The sequence below is a fragment of the Microbacterium sp. NPDC056044 genome (genome assembly GCF_042267145.1).
GTDB lineage: Bacteria > Actinomycetota > Actinomycetes > Actinomycetales > Microbacteriaceae > Microbacterium.
Genome location: NZ_JBHJWZ010000003.1, coordinates 286,024 through 305,528 on the forward strand (window position 1 = coordinate 286,024; position 19,505 = coordinate 305,528).

Here is a 19,505-nt window from a genome sequence, read left to right on the forward strand (position 1 = left end):
GGAGAGGACGACGATGTCTGCAAACAGAGCGGTGGCCTACAAGGGCCCCGGCGAGGTCGAGGTCATCGACACCGACTACCCCGAGTTCGAGTTGAAGGACGGGCCCGGCGTCAATCCGGCGAACGTCGGCAGGAAGGTGCCGCACGGCGCGATCCTCAAGACCGTGTCGACGAACATCTGCGGCTCGGACCAGCACATGGTGCGCGGCCGCACGACCGCCCCAGCCGGCCTCGTGCTCGGCCACGAGATCACCGGCGAGGTGGTCGAGGTCGGTCCCGACGTGGAGTTCGTCAAGGTGGGCGACATCGTCTCGGTCCCCTTCAACATCGCGTGCGGCCGCTGCCGCAACTGCAAGGAGGGCAAGACCGGCATCTGCCTCAACGTCAACCCCGACCGGCCCGGCAGCGCCTACGGCTACGTCGACATGGGCGGCTGGGTCGGCGGCCAGGCCGAGTACGTGCTCGTCCCCTACGCGGACTGGAACCTGCTCGTCTTCCCCGATCGCGACCAGGCGCTCGAGAAGATCCTCGACCTCACGATGCTGTCCGACATCTTCCCCACCGGCTTCCACGGCGCCTACACGGCGGGCGTGCGACCCGGGTCGACGGTCTACATCGCGGGCGCCGGCCCCGTCGGGCTCGCCGCGGCCGTCGGCGCGCAGCTGCTGGGCGCGGCGGTCGTCATCGTCGGCGACCTCAACGCCGACCGCCTCGCCCGCGCCCGCTCGTTCGGCTGCGAGACCGTCGACGTGTCGAAGGGCGACCCGAAGGACCAGCTCGAGCAGATCCTCGGGGTACCCGAGGTCGATGCGGGTGTCGACGCCGTCGGCTTCGAGGCGAGAGGACACGGGACGGATGCCTCGCACGAGGCGCCCGCGACCGTGCTCAACTCCCTGATGGACCTGACTGCGGCGGGCGGCGCCCTCGGCATCCCGGGGCTGTATGTCACCGGCGACCCCGGCGGCATCGACGAGGCGGCGAAGGTCGGCTCGCTGTCGCTGCGGCTCGGCCTCGGCTGGGCCAAGTCGCTGTCGTTCACCACCGGGCAGTGCCCGGTCATGCGCTACAACCGGCAGCTCATGATGGCGATCCTCCACGACAAGGTGCACATCGCCGACGCGGTCGGCGCCACCCCGATCGGCCTCGAGGACGCCCCGCAGGGCTACGCGGACTTCGACCAGGGCGCGGCGAAGAAGTACGTGCTCAACCCCAACGGCTACATCAAGACGGCTTGATCGACACGGATGCCTCGGCCCCGAGGCATCCGTCCCGCTAAGAAAGGAACTCCCCATGTCCGTGACCCTCGCAGACGCTCGCCGGGTGATCGAAGCCGCTGAGAAGCGCGCCGACGAGATCGGCCAGCCCATGAACATCGCCGTCGTCGACGCCGGCGGGAACCTCGTCGCCCACGTGCGCCAGGACGGTGCTTGGATCGGCAGCATCGAGATCTCGATCAGCAAGGCGTGGACGTCGAAGGCCTTCGACATCTCCACGAAGGACCTCGGCGACAACTCGCAGCCGACGCAGCAGTTCTTCGGCATCCACACGACCAACGCCCACGGGCGCGGTGTCGCGATCTTCGCCGGCGGCGTGCCGCTGAGCCGCGACGGCAAGGTGGTCGGGGCGGTCGGCGTCAGCGGAGGCTCCGGCGAGCAGGACCAGACGGTGGCGGAGGCGGGCGCCGCGGCGTTCTGACGACGGCCAGGACGTCTCGCTCGGCGGTCAGGAGCGCCAGGGGCAGAGGTCGACTTTGTGGCCGTCGGCGTCGGCCAGCGTCCACCACTCCGGCGCGTGCGAGTCGTCGACGACGACGCCGCCCGCGGCCAGCGCGGCGTCGAGCCGCTTCTCGATGACGTCGCGCGGACCGTTGACGTCGAGATGCGAGCGGCCGCGCAGCGGCTTGTCGACCGGCTGGAACCAGATGAGCGGGCCGCGGCCGTCCTTGTCGAACAGCACGCCCTCGCGCACTTCCGAGAAGCCGGTCGCCGCCTTCCAGAACGGCACGACCGCACCGGGGTCGGGCGTGGCGAGCGCGAGCATGACGTCGAGCATGCGCCCGGTCTCGGCCGGGATGTCGAGCTCCTGCGCGGCCTGCGAGATCTGCGCGGCGAGCGCCGCATCCTTGCGTGTCAGTCCGCCCGCGGAGTGCGTCATGAGCCGCACGCGCACGCTGGTGTAGCGGACGTCCACGTCGGGATGGTGGTCGGCGGCCTCGGCCAGCTCGGCGATCGCCCCGAACAGCTGCGCCCCGACTGCGAACGTGCCCGTGCGGAACAGCGCGAACGCCCCCGTCACGCGCGGGTGCCAGTCCTCGACCCCGGGCATGCCGCGGAACTCGTCTCTCGTGATGGTCTCCATGCCCCCGAGGATGCCACCGTCCCCGCCCGCCGCAACCCCCCTTGCGTGCCACCGACGCGCGTCGCAGGCGGCGGATGTCTCAGCGGCGGCGTAGCCTCGAAGGGTGATTCCCGAGCACTCCGTCGCGCGCCCGTCCGGGCTCGCGGCGCAGGCACCGGAGGTCGCCGCCCGCATCGTGGCGGACTCGCGCGACCGGGTGGCCTGGGTGCGCGCCCGCTCGCGGGGCATCACCGCGACGGATGTCGCGACCCTGACCTCCGACAAGGCGATCGCCCGCGCGGCCGACGCCAAGCTGCTCGGCTCGGGCTTCTCGGGCAACGCGTACACCGCGCACGGACGCGCCCGCGAGCCCGAGATCGCCGCGTGGGTCGCGGCGACCCACGGCATCCAGCCGTCGTCGGCCCTCTTCCACGCGGTCGTCGAGAAGCGCCACCTCGCGACCCCGGACGGCATCGCGGTGGACGCGGCGGGCCGCATCACCCTCGCCGAGATCAAGACGACGAACAAGGCGTGGCGCAGCATCCCGCGCGGCTACCTCCGCCAGGTGTGGTGGCAGCAGCACGTGCTCGGCGCCGAGCGCACCCTCGTGGCCTGGGAGCAGCACGACGGCTTCGTGCCCGTCGGCGACGAACCCCGCTGCGCGTGGGTCGAGCGCGACGACGCCGAGATCGCGAAGCTCGTGCGCCTCGCGACCGCCCTCATCGACGAGCTCTACCTGCGGACGATGCGGGCACGCCAGGAGCCGGAACGGATGCCTCGTCCTCCGGCCGCGCCGCGCGAACCGTTCCGCGCACTCGCTCTCGCCGACTGACCGCTCACGCCGCAAGCCCGCATTCACCGGATCGTGGTGACACGCCGGTTCTCGGCATCCCACACCCGCGCGCCCGTCGCCTGCCCGCTGAGGTGCGGGGCTCTGATCGTGCGCATCGCCGTCGCCAGCCGCACCGCGGTGAGGCCTCGCGCCAGCGTGATGTGCGGCGTCCAGTGATCGACGCCGGTGTTCGAGTAGCGCGGCTCCGGCCTGCCGGCGAGCTCGGCGACCGCGCGGTGCACGGCCAGCAGGGCGGAGCTCACGATCACCTGCCGCGCGAGCACGTACCGATCCCGGTGGCCGAGGAGCAGGACTCCCCCGAGATCCAGCCCGACGGGAAGCATCTCGGCGAGACCGGCGAACACGGCAGGATCCAGCCGCTCTCGCACCGCGAGCGTGACATGCGGGCGGTTGCTCGGCGCCGGGTTGCGCCCCGAGCTCGGCAGGTCCGCCCCGAGCAGGCGGTCCCAGTCCTCCCGGACGGCACGGTCGATCTCGGCATCCGGGATCAGTTCGACGCTGAACACGCCTCCATCCTCCGCTGCGCAGGGCCTCGTCGCACGGCGGAATCCGTCACCGCGCCTGGCCCGACACCTCGATCCTCGCCTCCTCCACCGCCGCCGCCTCGGCGTCGCCGTCGGCCGGTGCCCCGTCCGCTTCGTCGTCGCCGATCCCCGCGGCCTCGATCTCGGCACCGGCCGCCTCGGCGTCCCACCCGGGTTTCGGCACCGAGTCGATGAGCAGCCGCGTGTACTCGTGCTGCGGGGAGGCGAGGAGCTCCACCGTGCGCCCGCGCTCGACGATCTCGCCGCGGCGCATCACGACGGTCTCGTCGCACACGCGCCTGACGACAGCGAGGTCGTGGCTGATGAAGAGCACGGTGAGCCCGCGCTCCCGCCGGATGCGGTCGACCAGGTCGAGCACCTGCGCCTGCACCGAGACGTCGAGCGCGCTCGTCGCCTCGTCCATCACGAGGACGTCCGGCTCGATCGCGAGGGCACGGGCGATCGCGACGCGCTGCCGCTGACCGCCGGAGAGGGTCCGCGGCCGCGCGGCGGCGTGCTTCTCCCCCAGTCCGACCTGGGCGAGCAGGTCGACCACCCGCGACCGCGCCTCGGTCGCGCTCAGCCGGGTGTGCAGGCGCAGGGCGTCCTCGATCGCCCGCCCGGCGGTGATGCGCGGGTCGAGCGACAGGTACGGGTCCTGGAACACCATCTGCACACTCCGCGCGTGGGCGAGCCGTTCGCGCCGGTTGCGAGGCACCGCCGTGCGCTCGCGGCCGTCGATGCGGATGTCGCCCGCGTCGGCGGCCTCGAGCCCCACGATCATGCGCGCGAGCGTCGACTTGCCCGACCCGGACTCCCCCACCACACCGAGCGCGCCGCCCCGCGGCACCGCGACCGACGCGTCGATCACCGCGCGCACCGCCTCTTTGCCCCGGCGCACATACGTCTTCGACACCCCGGCGGCCTCGAGCATCGGCGCTGCGGCAGTCGCCACGGCCGCGGCATGCGTTGCCGTGTCGTCGCGCACAGAATCGGAGATTTCCGACGACACGCCGGCGGTTGGATGCTGCGCCCCGGCGTGTTCTGCAGAACCGCCGATTCTGTGACCCGCGGTGGCACCGGGGGCGGCGCCGGTGAGGGTGGGGGTCGCGGCGACGAGGCGCCGGGTGTACTCGTCGCGCGGGTCGCGCAGCACGTCGTGTGCGCGGCCCTGTTCGACGATCCGGCCGCCGCTCATGACATAGACGCGGTCGCAGAGCGAGGCGGCGAGGTTGAGGTCGTGCGTGATGAAGAGCATGCCCATGCCGCGGCTCGCGCGCTGCTCGGCGAGCACGCCGATGATCTCGGCCTGCGTCGTGACGTCGAGCGCCGTCGTCGGCTCGTCGCACACGAGGAGCTTCGGCGACGTCGTCAGGGCTCCCGCGATCATGACGCGCTGCAGCATGCCGCCCGAGAACTCGTGCGGGTACTGGCGAAGGTGGTCCGCGGGGCGCGGCAGGCGCACCGCCTCGAGCAGGTCGACGGCGCGGGCTTGCGCAGCATCCGTCGACCATCCCTCTGCGAGCCGCAGCGCCTCCGTGAGGTGATCGCCGATGGTGCGCATCGGATTGATGCCCGCACGCGGATCCTGGAAGATCATCGCCGCGCCGTGGCGGCGCAGCTGCCGGAGTTCGGGCGCGGGGGCGGTGAGCACTCGGGCCCCGTCGAGCACGACCTCGCCGGTGATCGTGGAACGGTCGGGAACGAGCCCCAGCACCGTGCGGGCGGTCAGCGACTTGCCCGACCCGGACTCGCCGACGAGGCCGACGGTCTCGCCGGCGGCGACCGACAACGAGATGCCGTGCAGCAACCGGGTGCCGTCGGGCAGGTCGAGGGTGAGGTCGCGGATCTCGAGCAGGGCCGGGTTCGGTGCGTCCGGCGCGGCCGCCGGATCAACGACGGTCTCGGTTGCGGTCATGCCGGGATCTCCCCACCGATGCGGTCGGAGAGCTCTTCCCCGATGATGTTGACGGCCACGACGACCACGACGACGGCGACCGCCGGCACGATCGCGGGAAGGAAGTGCCCGCCGATGAGCCCGGCCTGCGCCTCGTTGATCATGGCGCCCCAGTCGGCGGTGGGCGGCTGCACGCCCAGGCCGAGGAACGACAGGGCAGCGAGCTCGGCGAGCACGTACCCGAAGTTGAGCGTCGACTGCGCCCCCACGATGGGCGTGACGTTCGGCAGCACGCGCCGCAGCGCGATCCACGCGCCGCCGAAGCCCTGCACGCGATACGCCGCGACGTAGGGCCTCGTGCGCTCGGCCGCGATGAGCGAGCGGGTCAGGCGCGCGACGAACGGGGCGTAGGCGATGCTCATCGCGATGACGGGAGCGACCAGCCCCTTGCCGAAGAGCGCGACCGCCATGATCGCGATGAGCAGGGACGGGAAGGCGAACAGCACGTCGAACAGGCGACCGAGCACGGAGTCGACCCAGCCGCCGCGCCAGCCGGCGACGAGACCGAGGAGGATGCCGAGCACCGTCGACGCGATCACCACGAGGAGCGGCCCGAGCAGGGCCGTGCGCGCACCGTAGATGAGGCGGCTCAAAGTGTCGCGGCCGAGACCGTCGGTTCCCAGCCAGTGCGCGGCGCTCGGCGGCGCGTTCACCGCGGCGAAGTCGACGGCGTCGGGGTTGTACGGCGCGAGGAACGGCGCGAAGATCGCGGCCAGCGTCATCGCGGCGAGGACGCCGAGTGCGATCGCGAAGGTCAGGCTGGTGCGGGGCAGCCGCGGCGCACGGAGCACCTTGACGGCGAGTGTGGGTGTGGTCGTCATCGGGCACCGGCTCCGGCAGCGGATCGGGGATCGATCCAGGGTTCGAGGACGTCGATCACGGCGTTCACGAGCACGAACGCGGTGACGACGAGGAGGACGATCGCCTGCACGACCGGGAAGTCGAGGCGGTCGACCGACTGCACGAGCAGCGAGCCCATGCCGGCGAGGCCGAACGCCGCCTCGACGATGGAACTGGCGACCAGGAGACCGGCCACCAGCATCCCGCTCACCGTCAGGATCGGCCCGACGGCGTTGCGGAACACGTGACGGCGGATCACGGTGCCGCGCTTGATGCCGCGGCTGATCGCGACCTCGACGTGCTCACGGTCCAGCTGGTCGATCATCGACGAACGCGTCACCTTGCCCACCAGCACGACGAAGACGATCGCGAGGGCGATCGAGGGCAGCACCAGGTGGTAGACCGTGTCCCAGAAGCCCTCGCCCGACCCGAACGACGGGAACCAGCCGAGCTGCACCGCGAACACCGCGATGAGCACGATCGATCCGACGAACGACGGGACGGCGCCGAGCACGGTGAGCCCGATGAGGATCGAGCGATCGGCGATACGACCGCGGTACAGCGCGGCGATCGCGCCGGCGATGAGGCCGACGACCGCGATCATCGTGCCCGCCATCACGACGAGGCCGAGGGTGACGGGCAGCCGCTCGCCGAGCACGACGGTGACATCCTGCCGGTACTGCAGCGAGCGGCCGAGGTCGCCCTGCAGGAGTCCCGCCACCCAGTTCAGGTACTGCTGCCACGGCGGCAGGTCGAGGCCGTACTGCGCAGTGACCTGAGCCACCGCCTCGGGGCTGGGCTTGCGCCCCCGCAGCAGGAACGCCACCGGGTCGCCGGGCACCAGGAAGCGCGAGAAGAACACCAGCACGGACGCCAGGAACAGCGTGAGCAGCAAGCCGCCGAGCTTGCCGGCGATCCGGCGGACGGTGATCATCGCTCCCCCGTTCCCTCCGGATCGACGCCGAGCCGGGCCGGGCCCGGCGGCGACCGCCGGACCCGCGCTCACGTCAACGGGAGCCAATGGTCGCCGCCCATGGGTAGTACATGAACGCCACGGACGGGGCGACCCCGGTCACCCGGTCGCCGAGGAACAGCGTCATCGGGCCCTGGAACAGCGGCAGCCACGGCAGCTGCTCGTTCGCGATGCGCTGCGCCTGCGCCGTGACCTCGCTGCGCGCGGCCGGGTCGTCGATCGTGACCGCCTCGTTCACGAGGGCGTCGAACTCGGGGTCGCTCCAGTTGCCGTAGTTGCTGAACTCTCCCGTGCGCAGCACGCTGTACATCTCGAGCGGGTCCGGGCTCGACAGGTACCACGAGGTGTAGAAGAGGTCGATGCCCTCGCGCGCGCTCGGGTCGGAGAACAGCGCGGTGTACGCGCTCGGGCTCACCGTCTCGATGGTCGCCGTGAGGCCGATCGACTGCGCGGCGGCGGCGGCGCCCTGCGAGATGACGGTGAAGTCGTTGCTGATCGGCGCGGTGGCGATCACGATCTCCTCACCCGCGACGCCCGCCTCGTCGATGAGCTTCTTGGCCGCTTCGATGTCGTGCGGGTACTCCTCCAGCCCGTCGAACGCCTCCTTCAGACCCGCGTCGCTCGCGCCGACCCACACCGACTCGGTGGTGAGCGCGTTCGTGACCTCGCCGTAGCCCTTGGCCGCAGCATCCAGGATCCCCTGCCGGTCCATCGCCATGAGCAGCGCGCGGCGCACGCGCTCATCGCCGAGCGGACCTTCGAGGTTGTTCACGATGAGGCTGCCGACCGCGGTGTTGAGGCCGAAGTACATGTCGCCCTCGCCGGAGTCCTGCAGCTGCCCGATCGCGTCGGCCGGGATCATCCACCCGCCGTCGACCTCACCGGACTTCAGCGCGTTGACACGCGCGTTCGGGTCGGTCATGAAGAGGATGTCGACCTCGCCGGCCTTGGCGCGCAGCGTGTCGTCCCAGTAGCCGTCGTAGCGGGTGAGCGTGACCGACTCCCCCGACTTCCACTCGGTGAGCGCGAAGGGGCCGGTGCAGTTGACGAGCCCCGTCGAGTTGCCGTAGTCGGCGCCCTTCTCGGCCAGTGTCGCCGCGGACTCGATGACACCGGCGGACCCGCCCATCGCGAGGTTGAACTGCGAGTCGGGGCCGTTCATCGTCACCGTGACCTGCCGGTCGCCGGTCTGCTCGATCGCGGCGACGTTCTGGTACACCGAGTACCACGACGAGCCCACCTCGGGGTCCAGGTGCCGGCTCATCGAGGCCACGGCGTCGGCCGCCGTCAGCGACGTGCCGTCGTGGAAGGTGACGCCGTCGCGGATCGTGTAGACCCACGTCTCGGGTGTCGGGTGCTCGAACGCCTCGGCGAGCCCCGGCGACAGCGTGAAATCGGGGTTCAGCCGCAGCAGCGACTCGCAGACGTTCGCGAGCACCTGGTTGTCGGCGTAGTCGAACGCGTACGCGTAGTCGAGCGAGTACGGCTCGGAGTAGCTCACCCACGAGTACGAGTCGATGTCGCCCGACGGCGCGGCCGTCTGGGCGGTGTACTCCCACTCGGGGGCTGCGGTGGCGTCGGGGCTCGACGTGTCGGCGCTGCACGCGGACAGGACGAGCGCGCCGGCCACGCCGACGCCCGCGAACGCGAGCAGGCGACGGGCGGTGCGTCGGGTGCGGATCATGGTGCTCCTCGGTGTCTGACGACGGTGTCGGGTGGCGGAGAAGGAAACTCAGGACGGGACGGATGCTGCGGCCTCGGCGTCGGCGTCGGCGTCCGCATCGGCGTCGACGCGCGAGAAGACGCGCTCTCCGTCGATCCAGGTCGAGGCGACGTGGCAGAGGTAGAGGTCTTCGGCGGGGACGGTGAACGGGTTCGGCTCGACGACGACGAGGTTCGCGAGGTAGCCGGCGCGGACGTAACCGGTGTCGTGGTCGCGGTGGTTCACGTACGCGGTGCCCGACGTGTAGGCGGCGAGCGCGGTGGCGAGGTCGAGGCGCTGGTGGGGGCCACCCAGCGGCTCGTCGTCGGACAGCGGGGCGACGCGGTTGACGGCGATGTGGACGCCCGCGAGCGGATCCGCGCTCGAGACCGGCCAGTCGCTGCCGCCCGCGAGGCGCACCCCGGCCCGCTGCAGATCGCCGAACGGGTACTGGCGCGATGCGGCGGACTCGGCGAGGAACGGCAGCGTGAGCTCGTCCATCTGGTCCTCGTGGCACGCCCACAGGGGCTGCATGTTGGCCACGGCGCCGGCCGCGGCGAAGCGCGGCACGTCGGCCGCGTCGACCACCTGGATGTGGGCGAGGTGGTGGCGCCCGTCGGTCGCGCCGTTGACCTCCGCCGCCGCCTCGACCGCGTCGAGCGCTTCGCGCACGGCCCGGTCGCCGAGAGCGTGGAAGTGCAGCTGGAAGCCCGCGGCATCGGCGGCGATGGCGTACTCGCGCAGGCGCTCGGACGGGATGAACGACAGGCCGCGGTTGTCGGTCGAGTGGCCGTGCCCGTCGCGGTACGGCTCGAGCATGGCGGCCGTGTGGTTCTCGGCGACGCCGTCGACCATGAACTTGATCGAGCCCAGCGAGAAGCGGTCCTCGCGCCCGAGCGCGGCGACCTCGTCGCGCGTGCGGATCATCCCTTCGAGCTGTTCGATCCCCTCACCGCGCTCCCACCACTGCGCCCCGACGACGTGGGCCTTGAGCGTTCCCTCGGCGAGGGCGCGGCGGTAGGAGGCGAGCCCGCCGGGGATCCCGGGGAAGTTTCCGACGAGGGCGTCCTGCCAGCCCGTGATGCCCTGCGCGATGAGGTCGTCCTGCGCGCGCAGCAGCCCCGCGTAGGCGAGGTCTTCCGAGACCTTCGGGCGCGCCTCTGCGAACAGGTCGGCTGCGCCCTCGTGGAAGGTGCCCGCCGGGAACCCGTCGGTCTCGCGCTCGATGCGCCCGTCGGCGGGGTCGGCCGTGGCCGCGTCGACGCCGGCCGCGCGCATCGCGGCGGTGTTCGCCCACGCGGAGTGGTGGTCGCGGCTCGCGAGCAGCACCGGGCGGTCGGGCACGATCGCGTCGAGCGCGCCGCGCAGCGGAGCCCCGCCCGCGAAGTGGTCCATCGACCATCCGCCGCCCACGATCCACTCGACGTCGGGGTTCTCGGCGGCGTAGCGCGCGATCGTGGCGAGCGTGTCGGCCGCGTCCTCCGAGCCGGTGAGGTTGCACTGCAGCAGCTCGACGCCGCCCGACATCGGGTGCACGTGGGCGTCCTGGAACCCCGGAGCGAGCAGCGCCCCCGCGAGGTCGACGACCTCGGTGTCGGGACCGATGAACACGGATGCCTCGTCCTCGGCGCACACCGCCGCGATGCGCCCGTCCCGCACGGCGACGGCCACGTCGCTGAGTGCCTCGGCGCTTCCCGCACGAACGAGGTCGGAGCTGAACAGCGCGCCTCGGATGAACACGGTGTCTGCGTACGGGGTGTCTGCATCTGCAGGAACGGCAGCGGCCACGGGACCTCTCCTTCGTCGTCGAACGGGTCGCTTGACGATAGACCGCTGTCATCGCTTCTGTCAACAGTGTTGACAGAAGCGATGACACACCGACTAGGCTCGGGACGTCACGACGCCGAGACAAGGGGTGCGTGGCACGATGGACGCGACGGCGAAAGCAGGGATCATGGCGGCACGCACCGGGGCGACGCCCGAGAAGCCGGGCGCGAAGCGCCTGGACCGGGCCACGATCATCGCGGCCGGTCTCGAGCTCGCAGAGACGACCGGCTCCCCCTCTCTCTCGATCCGCGACCTCGGCGCGAAGCTCGGCACCGATCCGACCGCCGTCTACCGCCACTTCCGCGGCAAGGAAGAGCTGATGAGCGCGCTGCTCGACGAGCTCACCCTGCGGAGCCTCGCCGCCGTCACTGCCGACCCCGAGGAGTGGCAGGAGCGCCTCCGCCAGCTCGCCTCGGCGACACTGACCGAGTTCGCCCGCTACCCCGCGGTGGGGCAGGAGGCGATCGTGCTCACCACGCACGGACCCGGAGAGCTCGACGCCATCGAGTTCATGCTCGACGCCTTCGCGCGCGCCGGCCTCACCGGCGACGCCCTGGTGCAGCACTACGCGCTGATGGCGACCCACGTGCTCTCGATCGCCGCGGGCGTCGCCCGCGCGCGTGCCGAGCGCACGACCACCGCGACCGCGGACTCCAGCCCCTGGTTCGAGGGCCCGCTGCTCGTCGACCCGATCAAGCACCCGCACATCGCGCAGATGTCCGCGCAGCTCCTGGACCTGAAGGACCGCGAGCTCTTCATGCTCGGCGTCGAGGCAGTGATCCGCTCCGCCGAGCGCGCCGCCCGCTCGACCTGACGCGCCCCGGGCGGCAGCATCCACCCCACCGCTCGTTCACATCACGTGCTCTCACCGAGCGCACGCGTTACGCACGCACACGACGGGTGGTCTCGGTGACAGCACGCGATGTGAACATCGGGGTCACGGGCGCGGCGGGGTGATCCCGAACGCGGCGAGGCGACGACCGAGCGCATCCGGCGTCAGGATGTGCGAGGCCTCGGCGCGGACGAAGCGACGCTGGGTCGTTCCGCGGATCCAGTCCTCGCGGCGCTTCTCTTCGAGAAGCACCTGCTTGACCGTCTTTCCCGACGCGAGCGCGAGTTCTTCGTATTTGCCCATGCCGTCGAACTCGTAGAAGCTCCGCACCTCCTCGAGGCCGATGTCGACGCGGAAGGTCCGCCCGTCCGGGCCGGGCACCAGCACCTGGAGCCGTAGCTCACGGAATCCGAGACGACTCAGCTGCAGTCGGCTCACGGCCTCCCCGGGAGACTCCGAGCGGCCATCGGCGAAGCGGATCACCGCTTCGGCCTGTCGAACGCCCCGGCAGCCGCGCGCGGCCTGGCATCTGTGCAGCATCCGCTCGCGCCACGCTTCCGCGGCGCGCTCGTCGTACTCGGATCCGCGCATCGCCTCCCGCCGCAGCGCGGCATCGGCCACGGCGACCGCCGCCTCCATGCTGAGGGTGCGCACTAAGTCGAAGACGGTGCGATCCAGCGTTGTGCATCGGATGCCGTTGACCACCGTGATGTCGCCGCCGGGAAGCAGATCGGCATGGTGTTGCAGCCCCACGCGGCCGGATCCCCGTCGCGCTTCGGGCTTGAGGAGGTGGACTGCCGACGGCGTGTGCCGATACAGGGGCAACTCCGCCAGAACCCCGGCCGACTCGTGGGAGGCGACGCCGCCGCCGTCGCGCATCTCCGCGACGGCGGCGCACACCTCGAGGAGGTGACGCGACTCCGGCCAGAGATCCTCCCAGAGCTTCGCCCCGACATATCGGTTGCGCTGCAGCCGCCGCAACTCCCCTCGCACCACCGCGTCACCGATCGCCCGCGCGGTCATGCCGCGCGCGCGCAATTGGTCGCGGGTGCGCACGGCGGCCATGGCCTGCTCGAAGGTCAGGTGGTGCGGCACACGCCTCAGCCTGCCCGGGCGACGCCCCGGACGCTCGACCGCCCCCGCAACCTGTGCGCTACTCGTCCCCCCACCGACATGTGGAGGAAGGGATGCCGCGGGTCGCAGCATCCGTCCCCCATCACTCGTTCACATCACGTGGTCTCGCCGAGCGCATGCGTTGCGAACGCACACGCCGGGTGATCTCGGTGAGAGCACCCGATGTGAACGCCAGACGGGGAGACCGGGCCGATAGTTGACGCACGTCAACCATTGACGTATAGTTGACTCAAATCAACTGTTGACTCGCGTCAACTTTCTTACGCGCCGATGCCGCCGCGAAACCACCACTCCTCGTTTCTAAGGACTCCTATGGCCACGTCCACCCCCGCGACCGGGTCGGTCGCCACCCAAGCCGCTGGCAGCAGAATCAGCACCGACGAGAAGCGCCGGCACCGCAAGATCCTGCAGGCGCTCACCGGCCTGCTGCTCGGCATGTTCGTGTCGATGCTCGCGTCGACCGTCGTGTCGACGTCGCTCCCCGTCATCGTCCACGACCTGGGCGGCGACCAGGCGGCGTTCACGTGGGTCGTCACCGCGACCCTGCTGACCACCGCGATCTCGACCCCGATCTGGGGCAAGCTCGCCGACCTCTTCAACCGCAAGCTGCTCATCCAGATCGCGATCGTGATCTTCGTGCTCGCCACCGCGGCCGCCGGCTTCTCGCAGGACCCCGGCACGCTCATCGCCTTCCGCGCGGTGCAGGGCATCGGCGCCGGCGGTCTGGCGGCGCTCAGCCAGGTCATCATGGCCGACATCATCAGCCCGCGCGAGCGCGGCCGGTACATGGGCCTGTTCGGCGCGGTCATGGCGGTCGCGACCGTCGGCGGCCCGCTCCTCGGCGGCTTCATCACCGACACGATCGACTGGCGCTGGAACTTCTTCATCGCGCTGCCGTTCGCCGTCGCCGCCCTCATCATCATGCAGCGGACGCTCCACCTGCCGCCGCGCCCCAAGAAGAAGGCGCGCATCGACTACTTCGGCATCGTGCTGCTGTCGACGGCCGTCTCGCTGCTGCTCATCTGGGTCACCAACGCGGGCAAGGACTACGACTGGTGGAGCACCGAGACCATCCTGATGGTCGGCGGCGCGCTCCTGGCAGCCGTGCTCTTCGTGATCGTCGAGCTGCGCTCGAAGGAGCCGCTCATCCCCCTCACGATGTTCCGCAACCGCACTTTCACGCTCGCGGTCATCGCGTCGATCTCGATCGGCATCGCGATGTTCGGCACCTCGGTGTTCCTCAGCCAGTACATGCAGCTGGCGCGCGGCGCGACCCCGACCGAGGCGGGTCTGATGACGATCCCGATGATCGGCGGACTCCTGCTCGCCTCGATCGTGATCGGCGGTCTCGTGACCCGCACCGGGCACTGGAAGCCGTACCTGATCGTGGGCGGCGTGCTCCTGATCGCCGGCTCGTACCTGCTGTCGACCATCCACTACGACACGAACTTCGTGCTGGTCTCGCTGTACATGTTCCTGCTCGGCGCGGGCGTCGGCATGACGATGCAGAACCTCGTGCTCATCGTGCAGAACACCTCCAAGCCGTCGGAGATCGGCGTCGCGAGCTCGGGAGTCACGTTCTTCCGCAGCCTGGGCGGCACGATCGGCGTCTCGGTGATGGGCGCGGCGCTCGCGACCTCGGCGACGAACCTGTTCACCGACCGCAAGGACGACATCGGCGCCGCGCTCATGGCGCTCGGCGAGAAGGGCGCGGCCATCGGCCAGCAGCTCGCATCGGGCACCATCCCGCAGGTCTCGGCGCTGCCAGAGTCGATCCGCGTGATCGTCGAGGACATCTACGCCCAGGCCATCGCCCACTCGTTCCTGATCGCCGTGCCGCTGGCCGTGGTCAGCCTCATCGCGATCATCTTCCTGCCCAACAAGCCGCTCACCCGAATGACCACGAGTGAGCGCGTGCAGGCGAGCGAGGCCGACCTCGCGACCGTCTCGGTCGCCGAGGGCATGGAGACGCTCGCACCGGCCGGCACGGATGCGGACACGGATGCTGCGGCCCCGGCCGCAGACGCCGCGGACGAGGCATCCGTCACCCGACGCTAATGTCGAACATGATGACCTCCGACGACACTCGAGCGGCGCGCACCGAGGCGGTGCGCGCCCTCGAGGCGGAGTTCGGGGAGCTGATCAACCGCTTCCGGCGGATCATCACCGAGAACGCCAACCGCGTGAGCCCCGGCATGCTGCCGGGCGCCTACAAGGTGTTCACCACCATCGTGCGCCGCGAGGGCATCACGCTCTCGGGCCTGGCCGAGTCGCTCATGTCCGACAAGGGCCAGATCAGCCGCACGGTGCGCGAGCTCGAGCAGCTCGGCCTCATCCAGCGCACGCCCGATCCGGACGACGGACGGTCGAGCCTGCTCTCCCCCACGCCGTTCGGCCTGGAGCGCCTCGCCGAGGCGCGCGCTCCGCAGGAGAGTCTGCTCGTCGACGCGCTCGAGGAGTGGCCCGTCGACGACATCCTCAACCTCACGCGGCTGCTGCACGCGCTCACGATCGGCGAGCGCCCGGAGTCCTGACTCGGCCCGCCCGACCGCGAACCTCAGGCCGCGACGAAGTCGTACTCCTGGAACTGCGCGACCTCGGGAACCCAGCGGTCGGCGACGAACGCGACATGGGTCGGGTGGTCGTTGTACGCCTGGTACGCCGCGTCGTCGGCGAACACCATCGAGAACTGGTGCGCGAGATCGCTCTTGGCGCTCACCTGCCGGTTGATGCGGAAGTCCTCGACGCCGGGGATCGAGGTGAGCGCGGCACGCGCATCGGCGAGGAACGCCGTCTCCTCCGGGGATCCGGCGGGGTGGGCGAGGCGGAAGACGACGGTGTGCTGAATCGGCATGGTTCCAGTCTTTCGCATCACCGGCGCCGCGCAGGCAGGGCCGCCCCTGCCCCGTGACCCGCACCCGACGTTTTGCGACACCGGTAGCACCCGCGTAACACGGGTGAGACGAACGCAGGGTTGACTGTACGCACGGGGGTTCAAGTTCTGGTGCCGACGGCGGCACACCCGCGGAGGGAGCGCACGATGAGGATCCGACCGCTGCGATCGGCACCCGACACACCGCTCGCCCCCGTCGAGGCGCCGCCCGCCGAGATGCGGGCGATGGTCGTCGACGCCCCGGGCGATGCGGATGCGCTGCACGCAGCATCCCTTCCCGTCCCCTCCCCCGTGCTGAGCGAGGTGCTGGTGCGGGTCGTGGCCGCGGGGATCAACCCGATCGACGCCAAGACCCGCGACGGCCGGGGCGTCTCCGGGGCGATCACCTCGTACCCCGCGACGCTGGGGTACGACTTCAGCGGCATCGTCGTGAAGAGTCCCTACGAGGCGCACCCGCTCGCGCCGGGCGCGGAGGTGTTCGGCATGGCGTCGTTCCCCCGCACCGGCGGCTCCTACGCCGAATACGTCGTGGCGCCGTCGCTCTCGGTCGCCCGCAAGCCCGCGTCGCTGTCGCACGTCGAGGCCGCCGGCGTGCCGCTCGCGGCGCTCACCGCGTGGGGGCTCGTGGTCGAGACGGCGCACGCGCACGAGGGTCAGCGCGTGCTGATCCACGCGGGCAGCGGCGGTGTCGGTCACTTCGCGGTGCAGTTCGCCGCCTACTTCGGCGCGCACGTCACCGCGACGGCCTCCGGCCGCAACGCCTCGTGGCTGCGCGAACTCGGTGCCGCCGTGGTCATCGACTACACGACCACGCGGTTCGAGGAGGTGGTCGGCGAGGTGGACGTCGTCATAGACCTCGTCGGCAACGTCCACGCCGAGACCGGCACGCGCTCGCTCCGGGTGCTCCGGCCGGGCGGGCTGTACGTGCTCGTGCCGACGGGCTCCTGGCCGGGCTACGCCGAAGCGGCGGCCGAGGCGGGCGTGCGCACCACCTCGTACAAGGTGATCCCCGACGGCGGGGCGCTCGCGACGATCGGGCGCCTGCTCGACTCCGGGAGCGTGCAGGTCTACATCGACCAGGTGTTCGACCTCGCCGAGGCGCCCGCCGCGCACCGCGCGATCGAGACCGGGCATACGCGCGGCAAGGTCGTGCTGCGCGTCAGCGACGGCTGACCCCTCGCCACCCCCTCACCGCAAGGGCCCGAGCACCCGGCGCCCCTCGGCGACGATCGCGTCGGCGATCGCGTCGAGCAGCGGCGAGCGCAGATTCCACTGCTGCCAGTGCAGCCCGACGTCGACCGGCTCACCGCCCAGCAGCACGAGTTCGCCGCGCTCGAGGGCGTCGTGGGACTGGAAGCGCGGCAGCATCGCCCAGCCGAGGCCGAGGCGCACCGCCGACGCGAAGTCGTTCGACGCGGGAACGTAGTGCCGGGGCGGCTGCGCGGGGTCGACGCCCTGCTGCGCGAGCCACTCGTTCTGCAGGTCGTCGCGCCGGTCGAAGTCCACGAGCGGCGCGTTGGCCAGTGCGGTCGCCCGGTCCCCGTCGAGCCAGCGGGCCACGAAGCCGGGCGTCGCCACCGCCTCGTAGCGCATCGCGCCGAGGGCCGCCGAGCGGCAGCCCGCCACCGGTGCGGCGCGCGACGTGACGGCCCCCATCACCGTTCCCGATTCGAGCAGGCTCGCCGTGAAGTCCTGGTCGTCGCGGTGAAGATCGAAGACGACGGGATGCTGCTCCCCGAGCCGCGCCAGAGGCTCCAGGAACCACGTGGCCAGCGAGTCGGCGTTGACCGCGAGCGGCACGACCGTGAGTGCCGCCTCGTCATCGCCGGCGCCGAGCTCGGCGAGGGCGTCGTGCTCGAGCAGCGCCGTCTGCCGCGCGAGCCGGATCACCGACATGCCTGCCTCCGTCGGCCGCACGGGCTTGGAACGCACCAGCACGAGCCGCCCAAGCTGCTCCTCGAGCGCCTTGATGCGCTGGCTCACCGCCGACGGCGTGACGTGCAGCCGCCGCGCGGCGGCGTCGAGCGTGCCCTCGTCGACGACGACGGCCAGGGTCTCTGCCAGCTCGAACGGGATGCGCATCTTCAGTCTGGCTAATGGTACTGAAGATGCATGAGCTGGACTACGGATGCTGCGGCTCGTAGCGTCGAGCCGTGCTCTCCCCCGTCCTCGCCGGCCTCGGCCTCGGTTTCTCGCTCATCATCGCCATCGGCGCGCAGAACCTGTTCGTGCTGCGCCAGGGGCTGCGGCGGGAGCACGTCCTCGCGGTGGCAGCGATCTGCGCGATCTCGGACGCCGTGCTCATCGCGCTCGGCGTCTCGGGCATCGGTCTCGTGCTGCAGGCGGTGCCCTGGCTCGTCGACGTCGTGCGCTGGGCGGGTGCGCTGTTCCTCGTGGCCTATGGCGTGCTGGCCGCGCGGCGCGCGTGGCGTCCGTCGGGCGAGACCCTCGGCACGAACGACGCCGCAGACCCGGGCTCGCCCGCCGCGGCCGCCGCGCGCCGCCCCGCCCCACCCGCCCACACCCACACGGGACAGGCCCTCGAACCCGACGCCTCCGCCTCCGCGGTGCAGAGCGACATCCGCACCGCACCCACCCCGTCCGCCCGCGCCCGCCTGATCCCCGTGCTCGTCACGTGCCTGGCGCTGACGTGGCTCAACCCGCACGTCTACCTCGACACCGTGTTCCTCCTCGGCACGGTCGCGAACACGCACGGCGACCAGCGCTGGCTCTTCGCGGCGGGCGCCATGGCCGCGAGCGTCATCTGGTTCTTCGGCCTCGCCTTCGGCGCGCGCCTGCTCGGCCGCTGGCTGTCGACGCCGCGCGCCTGGCGCATCCTCGACGCGGTGATCGCGGTCGTGATGATCGCCCTCGGCATCTCGCTCGTCCTGCCCCACTGAGCGGGCAGGCGCGCTCGCCTCACCGCTTGCGCAGTGACGGATCCTCGATCTCGGCCACCCGCGCCGCGACGATGGCGCGGATCGTGTCGTCCGGCAGGGGTCGCTCGGGCTGGAACCGGATCGTCCCCTTGTCGAACTCGAGCGACTGCTGCTCGGGCTCCGGCAGCCCCTCCGCCACCACCTCGGGCACCCGGCCGCTGAACGGGTACACCCCGATGTGCTTCTTGGTGCGCATCACGGCGATGAGCGCCTTGCCGCGGTAGAGCAGCGCGGGCATGCCGTAACTCTTGCCCTGCTCGACGTCGGGCAGCGTCTCGCGCACGACGTCGAAGACGTGCGACACGACCGCGCGGTCGCCGGGGTCGAGGCTCTCGAGGTACTCGTCGACGGTTCCCATGTCGGCATCCTGGCCGACCAGCGCCCGTCGCGGCAAGATGGGCGGCATGAGGCGCGTGCACGTGACGGTCCGCGGCGACGTGCAGGGCGTCGGCTACCGCTACACGATGCTCATCGTCGCGCGCGAGGCGGGTGCGGCCGGCTGGGTGCGCAACCGCCGCGACGGCTCGGTCGAGGCCGAGGTCGAGGGCACCGCCGGTCAGGTCGACGAGGTGCTCGCGTGGATGGCGCAGGGCCCACCCGGTTCCCGCGTCGCGCAGGCGACGGTGACGGATGCCGCCACCACCGGCGAACGCGGCTTCGAGGTGCGTCCCACCGAGTGACGCCCGCTCGTGATC

The 19,505-nt window shown here is 71.3% G+C and carries 20 protein-coding genes; 9 read left to right on the forward strand and 11 right to left on the reverse strand.

Going from position 1 to position 19,505, the window contains the following annotated elements; all coding sequences use genetic code 11:
- The first annotated feature begins 13 nt into the window (after window positions 1–13).
- Window positions 14–1,234, forward strand: coding sequence for a formaldehyde dehydrogenase, glutathione-independent (fdhA, locus tag ACFC1I_RS10125; RefSeq protein ID WP_376008569.1), 1,221 nt, complete (start codon window positions 14–16; stop codon window positions 1,232–1,234).
- A gap of 55 nt (window positions 1,235–1,289) precedes the next feature.
- Window positions 1,290–1,694 carry a heme-binding protein gene (locus ACFC1I_RS10130; RefSeq protein ID WP_374975342.1) on the forward strand — a complete coding sequence of 135 codons (405 nt, stop codon included), beginning with the start codon at window positions 1,290–1,292 and terminating at the stop codon, window positions 1,692–1,694.
- A 27-nt stretch (window positions 1,695–1,721) separates the two neighbouring features.
- On the opposite strand, the gene ACFC1I_RS10135 is transcribed toward ACFC1I_RS10130, so the two are convergent.
- Window positions 1,722–2,357: a VOC family protein gene (locus ACFC1I_RS10135; RefSeq protein ID WP_376008571.1), complete on the reverse strand. Its 636-nt coding sequence runs from the start codon at window positions 2,355–2,357 to the stop codon at window positions 1,722–1,724.
- A 106-nt stretch (window positions 2,358–2,463) separates the two neighbouring features.
- Between ACFC1I_RS10135 and ACFC1I_RS10140 the strand changes: the two genes are divergently transcribed.
- Window positions 2,464–3,168, forward strand: a complete 705-nt coding sequence (locus ACFC1I_RS10140) for a YqaJ viral recombinase family protein (protein WP_376009335.1) — start codon at window positions 2,464–2,466, stop codon at window positions 3,166–3,168.
- Window positions 3,169–3,191: 23 nt separating this feature from the next.
- Here ACFC1I_RS10140 and ACFC1I_RS10145 read toward each other — a convergent pair whose 3' ends face one another.
- The 6 genes from ACFC1I_RS10145 to ACFC1I_RS10170 all read right to left on the reverse strand — a co-directional run bounded on the left by ACFC1I_RS10145 (window position 3,192) and on the right by ACFC1I_RS10170 (window position 10,973).
- On the reverse strand, window positions 3,192–3,695 hold the full coding sequence (locus ACFC1I_RS10145; RefSeq protein WP_376008573.1) for a 2'-5' RNA ligase family protein: 504 nt from the start codon (window positions 3,693–3,695) through the stop codon (window positions 3,192–3,194).
- A 46-nt stretch (window positions 3,696–3,741) separates the two neighbouring features.
- Window positions 3,742–5,631: a dipeptide ABC transporter ATP-binding protein gene (locus ACFC1I_RS10150; protein ID WP_376008575.1), complete on the reverse strand. Its 1,890-nt coding sequence runs from the start codon at window positions 5,629–5,631 to the stop codon at window positions 3,742–3,744.
- The gene (locus tag ACFC1I_RS10155) at window positions 5,628–6,491 is read right to left on the reverse strand and encodes an ABC transporter permease (RefSeq protein WP_376008577.1); all 864 of its coding nucleotides are present in this window, start codon (window positions 6,489–6,491) and stop codon (window positions 5,628–5,630) included. The genes ACFC1I_RS10150 and ACFC1I_RS10155 overlap by 4 nt, the downstream gene beginning before the upstream one ends.
- Window positions 6,488–7,444 (reverse strand): ABC transporter permease, encoded by a 957-nt coding sequence (locus ACFC1I_RS10160; protein WP_376008579.1) that lies wholly within the window; start codon window positions 7,442–7,444, stop codon window positions 6,488–6,490. The genes ACFC1I_RS10155 and ACFC1I_RS10160 overlap by 4 nt, the downstream gene beginning before the upstream one ends.
- A gap of 73 nt (window positions 7,445–7,517) precedes the next feature.
- Window positions 7,518–9,167 carry an ABC transporter substrate-binding protein gene (locus ACFC1I_RS10165; protein WP_376008581.1) on the reverse strand — a complete coding sequence of 550 codons (1,650 nt, stop codon included), beginning with the start codon at window positions 9,165–9,167 and terminating at the stop codon, window positions 7,518–7,520.
- Window positions 9,168–9,215: 48 nt separating this feature from the next.
- A complete protein-coding gene (locus tag ACFC1I_RS10170) occupies window positions 9,216–10,973 on the reverse strand; it encodes an amidohydrolase (protein WP_376008583.1) in 1,758 nt (585 codons plus the stop codon).
- A 166-nt stretch (window positions 10,974–11,139) separates the two neighbouring features.
- Here ACFC1I_RS10170 and ACFC1I_RS10175 point away from each other — a divergent pair, with 166 nt between their 5' ends.
- On the forward strand, window positions 11,140–11,826 hold the full coding sequence (locus ACFC1I_RS10175; RefSeq protein ID WP_376008585.1) for a TetR/AcrR family transcriptional regulator: 687 nt from the start codon (window positions 11,140–11,142) through the stop codon (window positions 11,824–11,826).
- A gap of 123 nt (window positions 11,827–11,949) precedes the next feature.
- On the opposite strand, the gene ACFC1I_RS10180 is transcribed toward ACFC1I_RS10175, so the two are convergent.
- On the reverse strand, window positions 11,950–12,939 hold the full coding sequence (locus ACFC1I_RS10180; RefSeq protein WP_376008587.1) for a hypothetical protein: 990 nt from the start codon (window positions 12,937–12,939) through the stop codon (window positions 11,950–11,952).
- Window positions 12,940–13,290: 351 nt separating this feature from the next.
- Here ACFC1I_RS10180 and ACFC1I_RS10185 point away from each other — a divergent pair, with 351 nt between their 5' ends.
- The gene (locus ACFC1I_RS10185) at window positions 13,291–15,036 is read left to right on the forward strand and encodes a DHA2 family efflux MFS transporter permease subunit (protein ID WP_376008589.1); all 1,746 of its coding nucleotides are present in this window, start codon (window positions 13,291–13,293) and stop codon (window positions 15,034–15,036) included.
- Between the two features lie 11 nt (window positions 15,037–15,047).
- Window positions 15,048–15,512: a MarR family winged helix-turn-helix transcriptional regulator gene (locus tag ACFC1I_RS10190; protein WP_376008592.1), complete on the forward strand. Its 465-nt coding sequence runs from the start codon at window positions 15,048–15,050 to the stop codon at window positions 15,510–15,512.
- Window positions 15,513–15,535: 23 nt separating this feature from the next.
- On the opposite strand, the gene ACFC1I_RS10195 is transcribed toward ACFC1I_RS10190, so the two are convergent.
- Complete coding sequence (locus ACFC1I_RS10195) at window positions 15,536–15,832, reverse strand: Dabb family protein (RefSeq protein ID WP_376008594.1); 297 nt, start codon at window positions 15,830–15,832, stop codon at window positions 15,536–15,538.
- Between the two features lie 186 nt (window positions 15,833–16,018).
- On the opposite strand from ACFC1I_RS10195, the gene ACFC1I_RS10200 reads away from it, so the two are divergent.
- Window positions 16,019–17,044 carry an NADP-dependent oxidoreductase gene (locus ACFC1I_RS10200; RefSeq protein ID WP_376008596.1) on the forward strand — a complete coding sequence of 342 codons (1,026 nt, stop codon included), beginning with the start codon at window positions 16,019–16,021 and terminating at the stop codon, window positions 17,042–17,044.
- Window positions 17,045–17,059: 15 nt separating this feature from the next.
- Here the strand turns inward: ACFC1I_RS10200 and ACFC1I_RS10205 are convergent, their stop codons facing one another.
- On the reverse strand, window positions 17,060–17,953 hold the full coding sequence (locus ACFC1I_RS10205) for a LysR family transcriptional regulator ArgP (protein ID WP_376008598.1): 894 nt from the start codon (window positions 17,951–17,953) through the stop codon (window positions 17,060–17,062).
- A gap of 71 nt (window positions 17,954–18,024) precedes the next feature.
- On the opposite strand from ACFC1I_RS10205, the gene lysE reads away from it, so the two are divergent.
- Window positions 18,025–18,771, forward strand: coding sequence for an L-lysine exporter (gene lysE, locus ACFC1I_RS10210; RefSeq protein WP_376008600.1), 747 nt, complete (start codon window positions 18,025–18,027; stop codon window positions 18,769–18,771).
- Between the two features lie 19 nt (window positions 18,772–18,790).
- Here lysE and ACFC1I_RS10215 read toward each other — a convergent pair whose 3' ends face one another.
- Window positions 18,791–19,168: an iron chaperone gene (locus ACFC1I_RS10215; RefSeq protein ID WP_376008602.1), complete on the reverse strand. Its 378-nt coding sequence runs from the start codon at window positions 19,166–19,168 to the stop codon at window positions 18,791–18,793.
- On the opposite strand from ACFC1I_RS10215, the gene ACFC1I_RS10220 reads away from it, so the two are divergent.
- The gene (locus tag ACFC1I_RS10220) at window positions 19,167–19,490 is read left to right on the forward strand and encodes an acylphosphatase (RefSeq protein ID WP_376008604.1); all 324 of its coding nucleotides are present in this window, start codon (window positions 19,167–19,169) and stop codon (window positions 19,488–19,490) included. The genes ACFC1I_RS10215 and ACFC1I_RS10220 overlap by 2 nt on opposite strands.
- Window positions 19,491–19,505: the final 15 nt, after the last annotated feature.